Origin of the sequence: Sphingomonas hengshuiensis, assembly GCF_000935025.1 — a bacterium.
GTDB lineage: Bacteria > Pseudomonadota > Alphaproteobacteria > Sphingomonadales > Sphingomonadaceae > Sphingomonas > Sphingomonas hengshuiensis.
Window position 1 is genome coordinate 1,255,257 of sequence record NZ_CP010836.1, and the last position, 17,771, is coordinate 1,273,027.

At 65.1% G+C, this 17,771-nt stretch carries 19 protein-coding genes and 1 tRNA gene; 12 read left to right on the forward strand and 8 right to left on the reverse strand.

What is annotated here, in order from left to right; translation table 11 throughout:
- Positions 1-61: 61 nt before the first annotated feature.
- Positions 62-442: a heat shock protein HspQ gene (gene hspQ, locus TS85_RS05495; RefSeq protein WP_044330893.1), complete on the reverse strand. Its 381-nt coding sequence runs from the start codon at positions 440-442 to the stop codon at positions 62-64.
- 132 nt (positions 443-574) lie between these two features.
- Here hspQ and TS85_RS05500 point away from each other — a divergent pair.
- A tRNA-Ser gene (locus TS85_RS05500) sits at positions 575-664 on the forward strand.
- A 211-nt stretch (positions 665-875) separates the two neighbouring features.
- Here TS85_RS05500 and TS85_RS05505 read toward each other — a convergent pair.
- Positions 876-1,889 carry a lipocalin-like domain-containing protein gene (locus TS85_RS05505; protein WP_227698689.1) on the reverse strand — a complete coding sequence of 338 codons (1,014 nt, stop codon included), beginning with the start codon at positions 1,887-1,889 and terminating at the stop codon, positions 876-878.
- A 428-nt stretch (positions 1,890-2,317) separates the two neighbouring features.
- On the opposite strand from TS85_RS05505, the gene TS85_RS05510 reads away from it, so the two are divergent.
- Entirely contained in the window at positions 2,318-2,929 is a 612-nt protein-coding gene (locus TS85_RS05510) for a TetR/AcrR family transcriptional regulator (protein WP_044330896.1), read from the forward strand.
- Between the two features lie 83 nt (positions 2,930-3,012).
- On the opposite strand, the gene TS85_RS05515 is transcribed toward TS85_RS05510, so the two are convergent.
- The gene (locus TS85_RS05515; RefSeq protein WP_044330898.1) at positions 3,013-3,894 is read right to left on the reverse strand and encodes a hypothetical protein; all 882 of its coding nucleotides are present in this window, start codon (positions 3,892-3,894) and stop codon (positions 3,013-3,015) included.
- A 110-nt stretch (positions 3,895-4,004) separates the two neighbouring features.
- On the opposite strand from TS85_RS05515, the gene parC reads away from it, so the two are divergent.
- Both parC and TS85_RS05525 read left to right on the forward strand, forming a co-directional pair.
- Positions 4,005-6,245, forward strand: a complete 2,241-nt coding sequence (gene parC / locus TS85_RS05520; RefSeq protein WP_044330899.1) for a DNA topoisomerase IV subunit A — start codon at positions 4,005-4,007, stop codon at positions 6,243-6,245.
- A gap of 166 nt (positions 6,246-6,411) precedes the next feature.
- Positions 6,412-8,031, forward strand: a complete 1,620-nt coding sequence (locus TS85_RS05525) for a putative bifunctional diguanylate cyclase/phosphodiesterase (protein ID WP_155006563.1) — start codon at positions 6,412-6,414, stop codon at positions 8,029-8,031.
- On the opposite strand, the gene TS85_RS05530 is transcribed toward TS85_RS05525, so the two are convergent.
- The 4 genes from TS85_RS05530 to TS85_RS05545 all read right to left on the reverse strand — a co-directional run bounded on the left by TS85_RS05530 (position 8,001) and on the right by TS85_RS05545 (position 10,955).
- Positions 8,001-9,224, reverse strand: a complete 1,224-nt coding sequence (locus tag TS85_RS05530; RefSeq protein WP_044330901.1) for a CCA tRNA nucleotidyltransferase — start codon at positions 9,222-9,224, stop codon at positions 8,001-8,003. The two genes, TS85_RS05525 and TS85_RS05530, sit on opposite strands and share 31 nt — an antisense overlap.
- Positions 9,212-9,805 (reverse strand): CoA pyrophosphatase, encoded by a 594-nt coding sequence (locus tag TS85_RS05535; protein ID WP_044330902.1) that lies wholly within the window; start codon positions 9,803-9,805, stop codon positions 9,212-9,214. Before TS85_RS05535 ends, TS85_RS05530 begins: the two co-directional genes overlap by 13 nt.
- Entirely contained in the window at positions 9,802-10,368 is a 567-nt protein-coding gene (locus TS85_RS05540) for a DUF1285 domain-containing protein (protein WP_044330903.1), read from the reverse strand. The genes TS85_RS05535 and TS85_RS05540 overlap by 4 nt, the downstream gene beginning before the upstream one ends.
- A gap of 65 nt (positions 10,369-10,433) precedes the next feature.
- Positions 10,434-10,955, reverse strand: coding sequence for a GNAT family N-acetyltransferase (locus tag TS85_RS05545; protein ID WP_044330904.1), 522 nt, complete (start codon positions 10,953-10,955; stop codon positions 10,434-10,436).
- A 148-nt stretch (positions 10,956-11,103) separates the two neighbouring features.
- Here TS85_RS05545 and TS85_RS05550 point away from each other — a divergent pair, with 148 nt between their 5' ends.
- Positions 11,104-11,475 carry a dihydroneopterin aldolase gene (locus tag TS85_RS05550; RefSeq protein WP_044330905.1) on the forward strand — a complete coding sequence of 124 codons (372 nt, stop codon included), beginning with the start codon at positions 11,104-11,106 and terminating at the stop codon, positions 11,473-11,475.
- A gap of 49 nt (positions 11,476-11,524) precedes the next feature.
- On the opposite strand, the gene TS85_RS05555 is transcribed toward TS85_RS05550, so the two are convergent.
- Positions 11,525-12,361, reverse strand: a complete 837-nt coding sequence (locus TS85_RS05555) for a hypothetical protein (RefSeq protein WP_227698690.1) — start codon at positions 12,359-12,361, stop codon at positions 11,525-11,527.
- Positions 12,362-12,583: 222 nt separating this feature from the next.
- Between TS85_RS05555 and TS85_RS05560 the strand changes: the two genes are divergently transcribed.
- From TS85_RS05560 to TS85_RS05590, 7 genes are all read left to right on the forward strand, one after another.
- Positions 12,584-13,261: an energy transducer TonB gene (locus TS85_RS05560; protein WP_044330906.1), complete on the forward strand. Its 678-nt coding sequence runs from the start codon at positions 12,584-12,586 to the stop codon at positions 13,259-13,261.
- 71 nt (positions 13,262-13,332) lie between these two features.
- Positions 13,333-14,112: a MotA/TolQ/ExbB proton channel family protein gene (locus TS85_RS05565; protein WP_044330907.1), complete on the forward strand. Its 780-nt coding sequence runs from the start codon at positions 13,333-13,335 to the stop codon at positions 14,110-14,112.
- A 91-nt stretch (positions 14,113-14,203) separates the two neighbouring features.
- Positions 14,204-14,683, forward strand: a complete 480-nt coding sequence (locus TS85_RS05570; protein WP_044330908.1) for an ExbD/TolR family protein — start codon at positions 14,204-14,206, stop codon at positions 14,681-14,683.
- Positions 14,684-14,710: 27 nt separating this feature from the next.
- A complete protein-coding gene (locus tag TS85_RS05575) occupies positions 14,711-15,136 on the forward strand; it encodes an ExbD/TolR family protein (protein ID WP_044330909.1) in 426 nt (141 codons plus the stop codon).
- A 160-nt stretch (positions 15,137-15,296) separates the two neighbouring features.
- On the forward strand, positions 15,297-15,653 hold the full coding sequence (locus tag TS85_RS05580; protein ID WP_044330911.1) for a tetratricopeptide repeat protein: 357 nt from the start codon (positions 15,297-15,299) through the stop codon (positions 15,651-15,653).
- Between the two features lie 178 nt (positions 15,654-15,831).
- Entirely contained in the window at positions 15,832-17,301 is a 1,470-nt protein-coding gene (locus TS85_RS05585) for a carotenoid oxygenase family protein (protein WP_044330912.1), read from the forward strand.
- Positions 17,298-17,765, forward strand: coding sequence for a DUF3237 domain-containing protein (locus TS85_RS05590; RefSeq protein WP_044330913.1), 468 nt, complete (start codon positions 17,298-17,300; stop codon positions 17,763-17,765). The genes TS85_RS05585 and TS85_RS05590 overlap by 4 nt, the downstream gene beginning before the upstream one ends.
- Positions 17,766-17,771: the final 6 nt, after the last annotated feature.

Genomic DNA, 17,771 nt, shown 5'->3' on the forward strand with positions numbered 1-17,771 from the left:
GGTCGCCTCCTATTCGGGGGGCGACCGGATACGCCGTCTTCGGCGGTCACCCACCCGTCGCTTAGTGGCGGTGTTCGCGCTTCAACTGGTAGCGTCCGTCGGCGAACTGTTCGAACAGCCCGCCGATCGCCGGATGGTCTACCGGCTCGTCGGTCTCGTCCACCACCAGATTCTGCTGGCTGACATAGGCGATATAGCTCGACTCGGAGTTCTCAGCGAGGATGTGGTAGAAGGGCTGGTCCTTGCGCGGGCGGACGTCCTCGGGGATCGCCTCATACCATTCGGCGCTGTTCGCGAAGACCGGATCGACGTCGAAGATCACCCCGCGAAACTCGAAAAGCCGGTGGCACACAATGTCTCCGATGGCGAATCGGGCATGCGAGACGGGCGGCATGGGAACCGTCGCGTCGAAGGGCAGGGGAGCGGAGGTTACGCGAGGCATCCAACTAATTTAGTGTCTGTGGCGTTGCGCACAAGGAGGCGGGTTGCAGCGCGTGAATCATTGCGCTAGAGGCGCGCCCTCATCGACTGGCAAGCAGCGTTTCGCAAGGAACATTGCCTGCCGCGCCAATGCGGAGAGGTGCCGGAGTGGTCGATCGGGGCAGTCTCGAAAACTGTTGAGCTCGTAAGGGTTCCGAGGGTTCGAATCCCTCCCTCTCCGCCACTGGTTCCCCGATTATGGCGTGGCTTCTGGCGCTCTTTCCAAGGCATAGTGCGCCGGCGCCGGCGCTGACCCAGACGGGCCGCTGATCCAGCGCTCTGCAACGTGTGCGTTGTCATGCGCCGTCTCGCTTTCGCCATCTCCGTCCTCGTCGAAGCAAGCGCGGTTCTCCGGCCTGGCACGGTGGGAACCCGCCGGGCCGGAGATTTTGGCATCAAGCCACGATGCCGCCGATCATCTCTAGAAGTGCGTGGGATTCGATGCGCGTCTTGCCCAGATGCCCGGAAACACGGCAGAGCGATTGCCCGCCATTGTGGCCCTGTCCGACGGGATAGACGAATTCGGGGCGGGACATCATGGCTGTCAGGACGAGTTCGAGATCGAGCTTTGGCGCCGTGATGTACACGAGACCGGGATATTTCTGTCCGGTCGCGTTGCTGGTCCAGACCTTTTGGTATTCGATCCGAGCGTCCACATTGGTTTGCAGGCCATTGTCCGCCAAATAGGTCAGGAACGTCCAGCGATTATCCTGTCCCATCACATCCCAGAACGAGATTGCCGACCGGTTGCCCTCGCCGAAGCTCAGGCCCAGCCAGGTCCAGTGGGCCTGGTTGACCACTGCAGCATTGCGCTGCAGGTCGGCCGGCGTCAGGCCAGCTGCGATACCCCATTGCCGATCGAACCAGACCGCGTCCGAATTCACCGCATGGACTACGCCATCGATCGTGATCGTGCCTTTGGTGAGCATGTTGGGGAACGCGAACTCGTAGGAGTCGGTCCCCAGGAAGGGCAGCAGCCCGGTCGTGCCGTTGTACAGTTCGGCAGCCTGGGGGCGCATCACAACATCGACGCTGTTGTTGCCGTTTACGGCCTTGAACCGCATTTCGGAACGGTCGCCGCTAAGAGCGCCGATGGACGAATAGACATGCATCTCCGTGGTCGAGGCACCCACTTTCGCTGACATGGCCTCGGCCGCCGCATAGGGCCTCCAGACGTCGACCGTGGCGTTCATCACCAGGAACTCGGTGCTGCTGCCCATCGGCGTGATACCCTGGTGCCATTCAAAACCCAGAATCTTGCCGCCGCTTTCAAAGGCGGCGTTGATGTACCAGGATTCCAGGAACGTGTTGGTGTGGCTGGCCAAATCCTTGGTGGTGTCGACGTACACCGGCGTGCCGAGTTGCTGCCGCGTCGACCCGTCCGGCTCGTCCGCTGCGGCCGCTGGCAAAGCGGGGGCAAGCGCGATCCCACCGAGGGCAAGGCCGCCGCCGATCAGCGTGCGGCGGCTCAGTTGGAGGCGGGACGCTGTTCGAATCGCGCGTGTGCATGTCTGGGCCTTTCATTTCGCGTTAGAGGTGAAGCGTAATTGGCCGCGTCTGGGCGGACGATGTGGTTTGTTCAGGCGAATTGGTTTCCGCCTGCCCTCGGCGGGCAATTCGGACAGGGGAGGTTCGGCAGAGGAGGGTGGTCTTCGCGCTGCTTGTCGCACGTGCGATCTCCTCGGTTCCGCGAAAATCCGTTCCTTGTCGGGAACGTTCGGTTGGCTATCAGCATAATTTATAGCACCATATTTCGCTACAGAGGTATTGCGAAACTCGATATCACTCGTCGCCGGCCCCAGCAAGGGTGCGGTCGAGCCCATCGGACGGAGACCAGATGCCCAATCCCACTCTGAAAGGCGCGGTGCAGCCGGGGCGACCGCGTGATAAGGCGCTCGACGAAACGATCCTGCGAGTAACGCTCAAATTGCTGGCCGAAACTGGGCTTGAGAGCGTGACGATGGCCAAGATCTGCCGGCTCTCGGGCATTCCGGCAACCAGCATCTATCGGCGCTATCCGGATGCATACAGCGTCATCGTGGCGGCTATCGAACACGATCTGGAAATGATGCAGATGCGGTTGCCCGATCAGGGTTCGCTGCGGGCCGATCTGCTGGCCTTCGGCGAACTGATCGCCCGGACGCTGAACCAAGATCGGGCGCGCATGCTGGCCGGCATGATCCTGCCCATGCACAAGGATCCGAGATTGGGCTTGCTGGTGGCACGCAAATTGGAGGACCTGCGGTCGCGGCTGTGGCGAAGCATCGTCGAACGCGCGATCGAGCGCGGCGAATTGCACGGTGACGCCTTGAAAACGCAACCCCTCGATGAAGTCGCACAAATCATGATCTTCTATCAGGCAGTCGTCAGGCAGAAGCCGTCGACCCAGGACTTTCTTTGCGAGCTCATCGACAATGTCTTGATACCGGCGCTCGCATCGCGTCGCTGATCTGCGAAAGGCCGATCGGCGCATACCAGCGGTTGGTTATCCTCGCCCGATTTCGTGCGATTCCTTCAGGGGCCATCCGGACCCTAGATCGCCTCTTGCTCATCGCGGGCGAACCAGCGCTGGATCAGGTTGCCGTCGCGCGGCGCTCGTTGAGCGTCTGCCGGCGGCGCCTGTTCGCCGTCTGGGGCGCTGCCGATCGGGCGACCATGGATGATCCATCGCAGGATCAGCACCACCACCAGCATCAGCAGCAGCCACGGCCCGACATTGGCGAGGACCTGCGCCAGTTGCGACAGTGAGTTCTGGAGCGTCAGCCCGGCGTTGCGGAAGTTCGCGTCGGACGATCCCAGGCTGGTCAGCGCATTGCTCGATTCATAGGTGAGCAATAGGGGCGCATTGGCCAGCGTCTGCCCCTGGCTCGCCTCCATCTCGGCGATCGTGTCGAGCGCCGACTGGAGCCGCGCCGCGCGCGCCTGCGCCTCGGGGCCGGTCCCCGACCGGGCATTTTGGAGCTGGTCCTGAAGCCGCCGGATCACCGCGACGCTTCGCGCCGAGGCCGTCGAATCGGTTCCGGTCACTTCGGTATCGACCAGCACGCCGTCGGCGCTCGTCACATTGCGCGTGACGGCGTCGCCATAGGCGCGCGCGATCAGCGGATCGGCGTTTATCGTGAGCACGGCGCGAATGTGGTTCGCGTCATCGACTCGATAGCGCATCGAGAGAATCCGGCACCGTGCCGGGCCCAGCCGGTCGCATGCGTCGGCGTTCGATTGGAGCACGCCCTTCACGCGATTGCCAGGGAGGCGATAGGCATAGCGATAATCAAAGCCGGTGCCGGTCGACGCGAACGCTGCCGCATTTGCCGCCGAGGACAGGTCGGCGTCCCCGCCCTGTGGCGCCTTGGGGGAAAGATCGCCGCATCCGGAGAGCAGCGCGAGCGCCGCGAAAGCACAGACGAATCGCATTGCGTCCCCCCAGGTTCGTTGCGCTTTGTTAACCATTTTTGGTGCGTTCCCCAAATCGGCGCGACACCGGGTCTGTTCCCTTTCGGGAAAGCGCTGCTATCGGTGGGCGGATGGCACTCGACACCGAACTCCTCGATCCCGCCGGCCCCACCGACGTTCCCTTCGATAGCGCGCTGTCGGAGCGCTACCTCGTCTATGCGATGTCGACGATCACCGCGCGATCGCTGCCCGATGTGCGCGACGGGCTGAAGCCGGTGCATCGCCGGCTGCTATGGGCGATGCGGCTGCTCAAGCTCGACCCTGCGTCGGGCTACAAGAAGTGCGCGCGCGTCGTCGGCGACGTGATCGGTAAATATCATCCGCATGGCGACCAGTCGGTCTATGACGCGATGGTCCGCCTCGCCCAGACCTTTGCGCTGCGCTATCCGCTGGTCGACGGGCAGGGCAATTTCGGCAATATCGACGGCGATAACGCCGCGGCCTATCGCTATACCGAGGCGCGGCTGACTCAGGTCGCGATCGACCTGATGGACGGGCTGGACGAAAGCGCCGTCGATTTTCGCCAGACCTATAATGGCGAGGATGAAGAGCCCGAGCTGTTCCCGGGGCTGTTCCCCAATCTGCTCGCCAATGGCGCCGCGGGGATCGCGGTCGGCATGGCCACGTCGATTCCGCCGCACAACGCCGCCGAACTGATCGCGGCGGCGGTCGCGTTGATCGACAATCCGCAGGCGAACGTGCTCGATCATGTCCGCGGCCCCGATTTCCCGACCGGCGGTGTCGTCGTCGACAGTCCGGCAGCCATCGCCGAATCCTACGCCACCGGGCGCGGCAGTTTCCGCGTACGCGCAAAGATCGAGAAGGTCTCGGAAAAGGGCGGGGGCTGGCACCTGATCGTGTCCGAAATCCCGTACGGCGTGCAGAAGGGCAAGCTGATCGAGGCGATTGCCGAGCTGATCAACGACAAGAAGCTTCCGATCCTGGGCGATGTTCGTGATGAATCCGCCGACGATGTCCGCATCGTGCTGGAGCCGCGCAGCCGCACCGTCGATGCCGACACGCTGATGGAGAGCGTGTACCGCCTCTCCGACCTCGAAGTCCGGGTGCCGCTCAACCTCAACGTGCTCGACGCGCGGCATACCCCGCGCGTGATGAGCTTGCACGAGGCGCTGAGCCAGTGGCTCGAGCACCAGTTCATCGTGCTGCGGCGCAAGTCCGAGCATCGGCTGAGCAAGATCGCCGATCGGCTGGAGTTGGTCGGCGGCTATATCATCGCATTCCTCAACCTCGATCGCGTGATCGAGATCATCCGCACCGAGGATGAGCCCAAGCCGGTGATGATCGCCGAATTCGCGCTCAATGACCGCCAGGCCGAGGCGATCCTCAACATGCGGCTGCGCTCGCTGCGGCGGCTCGAGGAAATGGAACTGCGCCGCGAGCAGGACGCGCTGGAAAAGGAGAAGGGCGAGCTGGAGCTGCTGCTCTCGTCCGACGCACGCCAGCGGACGCGGATGAAGCGCGACCTCGGCAAGCTGCTCGTGCGCTATGGCCAGGATACCCCGCTCGGCGCGCGGCGCACCCAGGTCCGCGAAGCCGGCCCCACGCGCGAAATCCCGCTGGAGGCGATGATCGAGCGCGAGCCGATCACCGTCATCCTGTCGCAGCGCGGCTGGATCCGGGCGATGCGCGGGCATGTCGATCTCGCCTCGGCGGAGACACTCAAGTTCAAGGAAGGCGACGGTCCGCTCTTCTCCTTCCATGCGCAGACGACCGACAAGCTGCTGCTCGCCGCCGACAATGGGCGCTTCTACACGCTGGGCGGAGACAAGCTGCCCGGTGGGCGGGGATTTGGCGAGCCGGTGCGGCTGATCGTCGACCTGGAGGGCGAACGCGGTGTCGTTGCGCTCCTCCCGGTGTCGACGGCGGCACGGCTGTTGGTCGCGGCCAGCGACGGGCGGGGCTTCATCGTCGCCGCGCAGGACGTCGTGGCGGAAACCCGCAAGGGCAAGCAGGTGATGTCGCCACGCCCCGGCGCGGTGCTCAAGCTGGTCCGCCCGATCGCTCCTGATCATGACGCGGTCGCGGCGATCGGCGACAATCGCAAGATGCTCGTCTTCCCGCTGACCGAAGTCGCCGAGATGGCGCGCGGGCAGGGGGTCCAGCTCCAGCGCTTCCGCGACGGCGGGCTGTCGGATGCGATCACGTTCCGGATGGAAGAAGGGCTGAGCTGGGCGATGGGCGGCGACACCGGTCGTACGCGGACCGAAAGCGACCTCAGCCCCTGGCGTGCGGCGCGGGGCGCGGCAGGCCGGATGCCCCCAACCGGCTTCCCGCGCGACAACAAATTTTGATGAACGGGATGGTCTGCCTGGTTATCGTTATTTTAGGACGATTTAACGAATTTGTCCTAGTCAAAGCCTGATGGCGTTCCGGCGGCCCAAAGCTTTTTTCTCGACTCCGGCTGCGCCACCGCCGCCGGCCAGTGATCCCGTGGCATTTGGCCCCGGCGACAGCGGTATGCTGCTCGACCTGTTGCCCGTCCCTGCGGCGGTGCTGCTGCTCCAGGAGGATGCGCTCCAGATCGAGTCGGTCAACAAGCCGTTTCGGGTGGCAGGGCTGGGCATCGTCGGCAGCGATTCGCCTGTCATAACGCTGCTCGGGGCCCGCATCCTCCGCTTTCTCGAATCCGGCGACACGCGGTGTGAGATCTCGTGGCAATTCGGCGACGAAGTCGACTGCCGCCATTTCCGGGTATTGCTCGCGCGGCGGGCAGTCGATCGGCGGCACAAGCGCTGTCTCGCGACGTTGGTCGACCAGACGTCGGAACTGCGCACCGAATATAGCCTGCGTCGCGAAATGGCGACCGACAGCCTTACCGGACTGTCCAACCGTGCCGGGTTCAGCGACCAGCTGGAGGCCCTGATCGGCCCGCACAATGCCAAGGGGTTCGCCGTGCTCGTGGTGAACCTCGATCGCTTCAGTCGAGTCAATGCCTGTGTCGGCGGCCTTGCCGGGGACGAGCTGCTGATTTCGGTCGCGCGCCGGCTGAAGGGTGCGCTGCGCGGGCACGACACGCTCGCCCGGTTGGGCGGAGACGAGTTCGGCGTGCTCATCACGCTGGACGATGGTGCCGAAGACGCGCTTCAGGTCGCGAAGCGAATCCAGGGCGCGCTCGCGGCGCCGTTCCGCCTCTCCGATTTCGAAATCCGCATCGAATGCTCGATCGGGATCGCAATGGGCGCCGATAGCGAGGGCGACCCCGAGGACCTGATCCGCAACGGGCAGTTCGCGGTAAAGCGCGCCAAGAGCAGCGGCCGCACCGAAGTGTATCACACCCGCGCATTCGATATCGCCCGCGAACAATTCGGAATGGAGTCCGAACTGCGTCGCGCGATCGAAAATGGCGACATGACGCTCAGCTTCCAGCCGATCTGCGACCTTGCCTCCGGGCGCATCACCGCGTTCGAGGCGCTTGCGCGCTGGACGACCGAGGAGGGGATCAAGCTGTCGCCCAACGATTTCATCCCCGTCGCGGAGGAATCGGGGCTGATCGTTCCGCTCGGGCGCTGGGCGATGGAGGAGGCTGCGCGGACGCTGGCGGCATGGGATCGCTCGGCGGGCGGCGATTGCGGCGTGAAGGTCGCGGTCAATCTGTCCGCGATCCAGCTCCAGCGCGACCAGATTCCGGCGATGGTCAAGATCGCGCTCGACCGCCACGGCATTTCGGGCGCGCGCGTGACGCTTGAGCTTACCGAAAGCGCACTCGTCAGCGATCCCGACCGGATCAGCCGGACGCTGATGGCGCTCAAGGATTTGGGCACCACGCTGGCGATGGACGATTTCGGCACCGGCTATTCGAACCTCGCCTATCTCCAGAAGCTGCCGATCGACTTGCTCAAGATCGACCGTAGTTTCGTGTCGGGCATGCTGGCCGATCGCGACAAGGTGGCGATCGTCCGCGCGATCCTCAGTCTCGCGCAGGCGCTGGGGATGCAGACGACCGCCGAGGGGATCGAGACCAACGAACTGGCGCAGACGCTTGCCGCGCTCGGTTGCACCTATGGTCAGGGATTCCTCTATGCGCGCCCGCTCGAGGAGCGCGCCGCCTACGACTTCCTGATGGCGTCGCGGGCCTGAGCGACTGCTGCGTCGGCGATCTGCTCGACGCGCGCTGTGTCGGGAAAGCCTTCCGCGACCCACTGCGCCTTCACGGCGTTGAGCATCCGCGCGACGTCGGGGCCTGCCTGTATCCCGCGCGCGACAATCGCGCCGCCGCCCATCGGGAACACCGGCACCTCCCAGTCGCGCAGGTGGCGGACCGCGGCCACCATATCTGCCAGCGGTCGGTCGGACAGCAGCAACAGGTCGATCGCTCCCTCCGTGCCGAGCAGGTACGCCAGCGCCTCCGCCGATTCGGCTTGCTGCGATCGCGCGGGGCGCGCGAGGCGCTCGCGCTGGAGCTTCGAGAGCTTGAGCCGCGCGCCGACCGATTCGGCGGTCTTGGCGTCGCCCGGGAGCAGCGCGAATAGCCGTCGGATCGCATGCGCCGGGGTGTCTGATGCCGCCTCGCGCTCGGCCAGCCTGGCGAGCCGCGCGACGCCCTCGGCGCCGAACTCGGGCAGCACGGGGGCGAAGATGCCGTGCTCGACCATCACCCCCGCAACGCGCACCGCATCGCGCGCGACCAGCAGCTTGAGCAGTTCGTCGGCGACGCGCTCGCGCGACAGCGCCATCAGGTCCTTTGCGCGCTGGGTGCAGGCGTCGAGCCCGGCGGGGTCCGCGATATCGCCGAACCGCGCGAGGAAGCGGAAGAAGCGCAGGATTCGCAGATGATCCTCGGCGATTCGCCGAAGCGGGTCGCCGATGAACCGCACGTGCCGCCGCTCGAGGTCGGCGATGCCGTCGAAATAATCGAACAACGCGCCGCTCAGCGGATCGGCATAGAGCGCGTTCATCGTGAAATCGCGGCGTGCCGCGTCTTCGCGCCAATCGTCGGTGAAGGCGACGGTGGCGTGGCGCCCATCGGTGCTAACGTCGCGGCGCAGGGTGGTCACTTCCACCGGTCCGCTCTCCAGCACCGCCGTAACCGTCCCGTGCGCAAGCCCTGTCGGGACGACGCGGATGCGCGCATCCTCCAGCAGCCCGATCACCGTCTCCGGCGCGTGGCGAGTCGCGATGTCGATATCGGCTACGTCCACGCCGATCAGCGTGTCGCGCACCGCGCCGCCGACGAAGCGCGCCATGCCCTGCTCGGCGCCCAGCACGTGGGCGAGCGATTCGAGCCCCGGTCGATCGCGCCAGGTTGCGGCGGGAAGGATCAGCGCGCCCATTGCAGCCGCCGCGACAGATTGACGAGCATCGCGGCGGTCGCGCCCCAGATCCGCCGGTCGCCCCACAGGATTTCGTAATAGCGCCGCTCGCGGCCCTGATAGAGGGCGCGCGCCTCGATATGGTTCGCAGCGTCCAGGACGAAGGCGAGCGGCACTTCGAATACCGCCGCCACCTCGGCCTCCGCAGGAGCCAGCGTCAGCCCCGGGGGTATCACGCCGATCACCGGGGTCACGTCGAATCCCGTGATCGTGCGATAGCGCTCGACCGTGCCGACGACCTGGACGGTGTGCGGCGGCAGTGCGATTTCCTCCTCGGCCTCGCGTAGCGCGGCATCCACCGGCCCGGCATCACCGGGATCGATTCGCCCCCCGGGGAACGCGATCTGACCGGCATGATTGCGCAGCGTGTCGGTGCGCTGGGTCAGGATCAGCCCCGGCTCGCGCTGGTCGGTCACCGCGACCAGCACCGCCGCCGCGCGGCCCGCCACCTCGGGGTCATAGTCATGATGGTCGCCGCGCAGGAAGGCTTCCGTGCCGTTGCTCCCGGCCAGCGCGACGCGCAGCCGCTCGGCCAGCGTCATGGATGGGGCTCCAGCGCAAAGAATGCGCCGTTGCTCCACACGCCCGCCGGGGCGCTGCCATTGGCGAGCGCGATCTGGGCGAGTTCGTAATAGACCGACCGCGCCACCAGCGCCTCCAGCCCGCGGCGGACGTGGAGATAGGGGCGGGGGCCGTCCTCGCGCGCCTCGAATCGCAATGCATTGGCCGGCCCAGCGCTCACCAGGTCGCCGGTGTTCAGCCGGAAGCCCAGTTTCATCGCGGCGCCTTCGCCCTCGGCCTTCATCTCCACCGCCTGGAACGGTGCATCCTCCACGTCGATGTCGAGCTTCTCGACCGGGGTGACCAGCACGAATCGGCCATCGGGCTCGCGCCGCAGGATCGTCGAGAACAGCTTGACCATCGCGGGGCGCCCGATCGGCGAACCCTGATGATACCAGGTTCCGTCGCGCGCGATTCGCATGTCGCTGTTCCCGCAATGCGCCGGGTTCCAGCTCTCGACCGGGGGCAGCCGGTTCTCCTCGGCGAGACGCGCGATCTCGGCGAGGGACAGGTTTGCGAAGTCGAACGGGGGCGGTGTGGGCATGGCGCCTCGTTAGGCCAGCCGGGGCCGTTGCGCAAAGGTACGGGATTCCCGGAGATTCGTCGAGGTCAGGCTGCCGCGCGCACCCGCGACTCGAGCATGCCGGCGCATGCCGGGACACCGGACCCGCGCGCGAGCAGCCGCCGCGGCTCGAACGGACCGGGGAGCCGCCAGCCGCCCGTGCGCTCGGCGGTGAAGCCGAAGAACCGACCATAATATTCGGGATCGCCGATCAGCATCAGCGCGTCGCTGCCCTCGACGGTGCTCCCGGGCACGGCCTCCAGCATCCGTTCCATCAGCGCGCGGCCGATGCCCGCCTGCTGGCGCTCGGGCTCGACTGCGACCGGCCCGACCATCACCATCGGAATGCGGCCTCCCTCGTCGCAGGCCAGCGCCACGGGCCAGCACTGGATCGTGCCCGCCAGTTCGCCTTCGTCGTCCAGCGCGGCGAAGCTCAGCGTGGCGACCGGTGCCGCCCCGGCGCGGATGCGATAGGCGGTGCGCGCGCGTCGATCCGCCCCGAAAGCGTGGTCGAGCAACGCCTCGACGGCCTGGGGGTCGACGGTATCGAGCGGCACCAGTGCAAACACCTCTTCATCCTTCGCATCGCCCCGTCACGCGGCGGGGGACGCGCGCTTTAGCGCCGGCGCGCACCGACGCAAGCGTTTCCCGCAGGCGCCAAGGGTTTCGCCTGCCGCCGCATCTGCTATTGCGCGGCCAAATTCGAAAGGCCCGTACTTGCCCGATCTGCTCCAGCTCCAGGTCTGCGACCTGGAAGTAGACGTCCTCACCGGTATCTATTCCGAAGAAACGCACCTGCCGCAGCCGTTGCGAATCTCGCTCATGGTCGACCTCGACATGCCCGAGCGGTTCGATCCGGATACGCCGCTCAGCGCGTCGAAAAGCTATATCGACCTAAAACACGCGGCGACCACCGCGCTTCCGCAGGGCGTCCATTTCACGCTGATCGAGGCGGTCGCCGAACATATCTGCGACACGCTGTTCGTGTCGGACCGCCGCGTCCGCCGAGTCGAGGTGCGAATCGTCAAGCTCGCAATTTCCCAGAATGGCGAATCGATCGGCATCACGATGGTGCGCAACCGGCGCTGATTCGCACGCTGGCGGGGCCGGTTTTCGTCGCGAAGACGATGTCGTTGCATCAGGCGCAACGGCCGAGCTGATTTAGCACCATCGCATAATCTTCGCGCGCGATCGCGGCGTTGGCGGGGTCGTCCGAGGCGACGCTCGACGGCGGCAGCGCGCGCGGAAGCCCGCAAACCAGACGATACCAAAGCAGCGTGTCTGGGGCAGGCGGGCCCGCCGAATCGTCCACAATGTCTCCCAATGAAACAGACCAGCGCGGCTGTTCGCCGGGGCGGCGCAGGATCTGCAGCGAGACCGGGGCATTGGTGCTGGTCTGCAGGAAAACCTGGGTTTCCCCTTCGCCCGGGAGGGATCCGGGCACGTGGAAGGCGTTGCCGACTCCGGTGATGGCGGGCGGTGCGTCGGGCGCTAATACTGCCTTGATAACACCGCGGACCATCGCGTCGAGTTCGGGCAGATAGAGGCGCTGGCTATCGAGATCGATGAGCTGGAGCTGGTCCGCGCGCCCCGCAACCGGCCTCGCGAACAACAGTACACGCTGCTTCTTCAGCTTGGGCTCCTTGCCGCGGGCGGACAGCGGCACATCGGCGACATAGCCGACCCTGGTGGGAATCGCCGAGGCACCGCGAATCAGCCCCAGAACATCGGCTTCGATATAGAATCGGGCCCGCCCGGGAGCGACATCGGCGGCCTCGGCGCCCTTGATTCGCACGGCGCTGCGAATTTTTGCGTCGATTACCAACGGGGCGCCCACCACCTGCCGCGCGATGGTGACATAGGGAGGTAAAACGCTGGGCGCTGATGCTTGGATTTGCGCGGTTTCTTGCGGTGCAGTTGCAGTTGCAACAAGCGGCAGCGCGCAACAAAAGGCGATAAAAGGGATGCGGATCATGGCCGGACGTTACCGGATCGCTGCGCCCGGATATAGAAATAATTCAGTCATGCTGCGACGCTAGGCCCGGATTGTCCGACAAAGCGTTTGCGTACCCTTGGTCCCCACGATAGAGACTCGCGCTCTGCCGAACGGACGCACAGAGCGCACGGCGGGCGGATTTGTGCGCGGATCAACCGATGCCCAGGGTCGCAAGCATGATAAGAGGAGTGACGTTGCCGAATGGCTTACGCTGACCGGAATGTAAGTGGCAGCCGCTTCGTTGCGATCATCATGGTCGCAGTGATCGTGGCTGGCATGGGATATGCCTTCGTCACAGGTCTGGCATACCAGTATATCAAGAAGAAGGCGGAGGAGCTGAAGACCTTCGAGGTCGATGAGCCGCCGCCCCCACCCGAGGAGGTACCCCCGCCGCCGCCGCCGCCGGACACGCCAGTGCCGCCGCCGCCGACGCAGGTGGTTACGCCGCCTGCCCAGGTTCAGGTGCAGGTGCCGTCGCCTCCGATGGCGACCACTCAAATCATCCCGCCGCCACCGCCGTTGACGCCACCGGCGCCTCCGGCGCCGCCAGCGCCACCGGCTCCGCCGGCGCCGCCGCGGATCGCGAAGGGTCTGAAGCCCCGCACGCCTCCGGGCAGCTGGGTGACCAACGACGATTATCCGGCTGCCGCCATCCGTGCGGAACAGCAGGGTACGACGGGCTTCCGTCTGTCGGTGGACGCTACGGGCAAGGTGGTCGATTGCCAGGTCACCGCGTCGAGCGGCTCGTCGGTGCTCGACAGCACCGCATGCTCGCTGCTCAGGCGTCGTGCCCGCTTCTCGGCCGCCGAGGATGCGTCGGGGAACAAGATTCCCGCGACCTATTCGAATCGCTTCCGCTGGGAGCTGCCGAAGAACTGATTGAGTGGCCGGGGCGCCGGTGCGGCGCTCCGGGGTGTGGAACGCTATCTATCTAGAGGAAAGAACCGACAATGCTCACGACCATTCTCGCCGCTGCGGCGCCCCAGGCGGAAAACCCGTACGGCCTCACGCAGGCGCTCAAGGAAGGCGGCCTGATTTCGCAGAGCGTGTTCACCATCCTGGTGCTCATGCTGTTCGTCTCGCTCTATATCCTGTTCACCAAGCTGTTCGAGCAGCAGAAGATCATCAACCAGGGCAAGCGCATGCGCGCGCAGTTCTGGAGCTCGAACAGCCTGCGCGAGGGCGCAGCGAAGCTTGAGAAGAACTCGGCATACCGCCAGATCGTCGACGACGGCCTGACGGCGCAGGAGCAGTACAAGGAACTGACCGATCCCGTCGAAGCGCATGACTGGCTGCACAGCTCGCTCGCGCGTTCGGAAGGCACGATCAACTCGGCACTCGGTGGCGGTCTGGCGTTCCTCGCCACGGTCGGCGCGACCTCGCCGTTCATCGGTCTGTTCGGTACGGTTATCGGTATCTACCGCGCGCTGATCAAGATCGGCTCGTCGGGCCAGGCTTCGATCGACGCCGTTGCAGGCCCGGTCGGTGAAGCACTGATCATGACCGCACTGGGTCTGGTCGTCGCGGTTCCCGCCGTGCTCGCCTTCAACTTCCTGCAGCGCCGCAACAAGTCGATCGCAGAAGCGCTGAACGCCTTCTCGAACGACGTGCTGGGCTATCTCGCTTCGGACGGCCGCGTGCGCCCGGCCGTTGCCAAGAAGGCTCCGGTGAAGCCGGCTGCGCCGACCACGACTGCCGGCCAGGCCGGTGGTGTGCAGACCCGCGCCTGAGCAATGAACCTACAGGGTCGCGCGCCGGTGCGCGCGACCCAGTCTCCGGCCTCGCGCCGGTGGCGATTTACGAAGGATAGGATAGCGCCCAATGGCGATGAGCGTAGGCGATAAAGGCGAAGACGCACCGATGTCGGACATCAACACCACGCCCATGGTGGACGTGATGTTGGTGCTCCTGATCATCTTCCTGATCGCCGTTCCGGTGGTGATCCAGACGATCGATCTGGCGCTTCCCAAGGTGCAGTTCGAAGTGACCACGACCAAGCCCGAGAACGTCTCGCTCTCGATCAAGGGCGGGCCGGACGGATGCGAAGTCTATTGGGGCATGACCCGAGTGAACCGCACCGAACTGCTCGACCGTGGCGTTGCCAAGCTGAAGGCGGAGATCGAGCGCCAGGGTGGCCCGACTGCGGCTGGCCTGGAGCTTCCCGAGGTGCATATCCGCGGCGACGTCAACACGCCGTATCGCTGCATCGGCGGGACGATCTACACCATGCAGATGGCGGGCTTCGTCAAGGTCGGCTTCATCTCGGAGCCGGAACCGGGCGCAAGCACGGTCCGGCTGTGACGCGCACCGTTTAAGGAGTTACGCTAAATGGCAATGGCTGCGGGTCGCGACGACGACCAACCGATGATGGACCTGAACACGACGCCGTTGATTGACGTCATGCTCGTGCTCCTCATCATGTTCATTATTACCATCCCGATCCAGACCCATGCGGTGAAGGTCGATCTTCCGCAGAGCAACGGCGCTCCGCAGAGCCCGGTCGAGCCTGAGAAGAACAAGGTCTATATCGACGCGAACGGCAACATCTTCTGGAACAGTGTCCAGATCGACGATGTCACGCTGCGCCAGTATCTCGATGCGTCGCTCCAGCGCGATCCAGAGCCGGAACTCCACTTCCAGCCGGATCCGCAGGCGCGCTACGAGGTTGTCGATCACGTGCTTGCGATCATCAAGCGCGCGAACGTCACGAAGCTCGGCTTCGTCGGCAACGAGCAGTATCGCAACGACTTCTGATCGGACGCGCTTCGGCGCACCCTCGGATGGATGAAAGAGAGGCGGCCTTCGGGTCGCCTCTTTTTTTTGTGCGCGCTTGTGAAGGTGCAACGAAAGTGTCATACAATAGTCATGTAAGAGTCACGGAACTGTATCCGTGACGTAACATGGAGAGTTGCTGATGCGCGCCGCGTTGTTCATTCTCGCCGCCGTTCCGCTTGCCGCGCTGGTTCAGCCGGCTGCCGCGCAGGACCGCGCCCTTGCCACCACCCAGATCGTCAGCGGCGACTATGCCACCGCTGAAAAGGCGCTGGGCGCGGAGCTTCGGATCTACCCGAACCGACCGGAGCTGTTGCTCAATCTGGCCGCGGTCTATGCAAAGACCGGTCGTGCCGCGCAGGCCCGCGCGCTCTACAGCCAGGTACTGGCGCAGGACGACGTGCTGATGGACCTTCCCGCAGAGCGCGTCGCCGGATCGCACGCGGTGGCGCGTACCGGGTTGAGCCGTCTCGCGAACGTCCAGTTTACCGCGCGCTGAGTCGACGGCGCACCAAGGCGAACCCCGCTCGCGTCCAACGCGCGGCGGGGTTTTTTCTTTGTGCCCAGACCGACAGTCGCGGACCTCTCGAAAAGCTTGCGCGGCGTGCTAAGCGTGCTTGCCTGAATTGTTTGCCTTGCATACATTCTCCGCAACTAAAAAAGCGAGAGGATGCACCATGGCTCAGTTTCCCGATTCGCCGTCGTTCACAGGTTTCAACACCCCGTCGCGTGTCGAGGCTGACATCCTCGACCTCGATGTGAAGGGCGCGATCCCGCCCGAACTCAACGGCGCCTTCTATCGTGTTCAGCCCGATCCGCAGTTCGCGCCGCGGCTGGGCGACGACATCGCGTTCAACGGCGACGGCATGATCACCATGTTCCGCATCCATGACGGCCAGGTCGACTTCAAACAGCGCTGGGCGCAGACCGACAAGTGGAAGCTGGAAAAGGCGGCGGGCAAGGCTTTGTTCGGGGCCTATCGCAATCCGCTGACCGATGACGAGAGCGTCAAGGGCAAGATTCGCGGCACCGCGAACACCAACGCCTTCATCCATGGCGGCCGCCTCTATGCGCTGAAGGAAGACAGCCCGGCGCTGGTGATGGACCCGGTGACGCTGGAGACCGACGGCTATACCTGGTTCAACGGCGCGATGACCGGGCAGACCTTCACGGCGCACCCCAAGATCGATCCGCTGACCGGCGACATGATCGCGTGCGGCTATGCGGCGAAGGGCGTGCTGACGCTGGACATGACCTATTATGTCGTCTCGCCCGAGGGGGAGCTGAAGCAGGAGGTGTGGTTCAAGCTTCCTTATTACGCGATGATGCACGATTTCGCGATCACCCCCGATTACGCGCTGTTCCACGTCGTCCCCAGCACGTCGAACTGGGAGCGGCTCGAAAAGGGGCTTCCGCATTTCGGGTTCGACACCAGCCTCCCGGTCTATCTGGGCGTGCTCCCGCGCCGCCCCGGCGTGACCGAGGCGGATATTCGCTGGTTCAAGCGCGAGAATTGCTTCGCCAGCCATGTGATGAACGCCTTTCAGGAGGGCAGCAAAATCCATTTCGACACGCCCGAGGCGAAGAACAACATGTTCCCCTTCTTCCCCGATATCGACGGCGCGCCGTTCAACCCGGTCGAGGGGATGAGCTATCTGACGCGCTGGACGGTCGACATGGCGTCAAACTCCGATGCCTTTGAGAGCGTCACGCAGCTGAGCGGCATGTTCGGCGAGTTTCCGCGCATCGACGATCGCTGCGCGGGGCTGCCCTATCGCTATGGCTGGATGCTGGTCGTCGATGGCGAGAAGCCGGTAGAGCTGAAGGGCGGCAGCGCGGGCGGGCTGATCATGAATACGCTCGGCATGATCGACCATGAGACCGGGCGCGAGCAGAAATGGTGGTGCGGGCCGGTCTCCTCGCTCCAGGAGCCGTGCTTCATCCCGCGCAGCGCCGATGCGGCGGAGGGTGATGGCTGGATCATCCAGGTGTGCAACCGGCTGGAGGAGCATCGCTCCGACCTGCTGCTGTTCGACGCGACCGAGATCGAGAAGGGGCCGATCGCCGAAGTCCGCATTCCCGTCCGGCTGCGGTTCGGGCTGCACGGCAATTGGGCGAACGCCGCCGATATGGGGATCGCGGCATGAGCGAGTCGATCCGCCCCGGCCTCGAATTCGTGTACGAGGCGGGCGGCGCGCTGGGGGCGCCGATCGCGATCGGCGATACCCCGGACGGCACGCGGCGGATCATCCCGATCTTTTCGGGGCCGGTCGAGGGGCCGCGTATTCGGGGGAAATTGATCGGATCGGGTGCCGACTGGCAGGTCACCCGATCCGACGGGGTGACCGTCGCCGACGCGACCTATGCGATGGAAACCGACGACGGGGTGGTGATCCAGATCCGCAATCGCGGGCTGCGCCACGGCCCCGCCGAAGTGATGCAGCGGCTGGCGCGCGGCGAGGAGGTCGATCCCGCCGACTATTATTTCCGCACCATCCCCGAATTCATCGCGCCAATCGGCAAATATGACTGGCTGAACCGCAGCGTGTTCGTCTGCACCGGCGCGCGCTATGCCAATGCCATCCGGCTTTGGGTGTGGCGCGTCACCTGATCGGGG

Bases quoted from the DNA above. Each gene is read 5' to 3' on its own strand.
- TS85_RS05575 (WP_044330909.1), top strand. From the start codon at position 14,711: ATGGCAATGGCTGCGGGTCGCGACGACGACCAACCGATGATGGACCTG.
- TS85_RS05565 (WP_044330907.1), top strand. From the start codon at position 13,333: ATGCTCACGACCATTCTCGCCGCTGCGGCGCCCCAGGCGGAAAACCCG.
- TS85_RS05570 (WP_044330908.1), top strand. From the start codon at position 14,204: ATGGCGATGAGCGTAGGCGATAAAGGCGAAGACGCACCGATGTCGGAC.
- hspQ (WP_044330893.1), bottom strand. From the start codon at position 442: ATGCCTCGCGTAACCTCCGCTCCCCTGCCCTTCGACGCGACGGTTCCC.
- TS85_RS05530 (WP_044330901.1), bottom strand. From the start codon at position 9,224: ATGGGCGCGCTGATCCTTCCCGCCGCAACCTGGCGCGATCGACCGGGG.
- TS85_RS05535 (WP_044330902.1), bottom strand. From the start codon at position 9,805: ATGACGCTGGCCGAGCGGCTGCGCGTCGCGCTGGCCGGGAGCAACGGC.
- TS85_RS05510 (WP_044330896.1), top strand. From the start codon at position 2,318: ATGCCCAATCCCACTCTGAAAGGCGCGGTGCAGCCGGGGCGACCGCGT.
- TS85_RS05580 (WP_044330911.1), top strand. From the start codon at position 15,297: ATGCGCGCCGCGTTGTTCATTCTCGCCGCCGTTCCGCTTGCCGCGCTG.
- TS85_RS05525 (WP_155006563.1), top strand. From the start codon at position 6,412: ATGCTGCTCGACCTGTTGCCCGTCCCTGCGGCGGTGCTGCTGCTCCAG.
- TS85_RS05515 (WP_044330898.1), bottom strand. From the start codon at position 3,894: ATGCGATTCGTCTGTGCTTTCGCGGCGCTCGCGCTGCTCTCCGGATGC.
- TS85_RS05555 (WP_227698690.1), bottom strand. From the start codon at position 12,361: ATGATCCGCATCCCTTTTATCGCCTTTTGTTGCGCGCTGCCGCTTGTT.
- TS85_RS05590 (WP_044330913.1), top strand. From the start codon at position 17,298: ATGAGCGAGTCGATCCGCCCCGGCCTCGAATTCGTGTACGAGGCGGGC.
- TS85_RS05585 (WP_044330912.1), top strand. From the start codon at position 15,832: ATGGCTCAGTTTCCCGATTCGCCGTCGTTCACAGGTTTCAACACCCCG.
- TS85_RS05540 (WP_044330903.1), bottom strand. From the start codon at position 10,368: ATGCCCACACCGCCCCCGTTCGACTTCGCAAACCTGTCCCTCGCCGAG.
- TS85_RS05560 (WP_044330906.1), top strand. From the start codon at position 12,584: ATGGCTTACGCTGACCGGAATGTAAGTGGCAGCCGCTTCGTTGCGATC.
- parC (WP_044330899.1), top strand. From the start codon at position 4,005: ATGGCACTCGACACCGAACTCCTCGATCCCGCCGGCCCCACCGACGTT.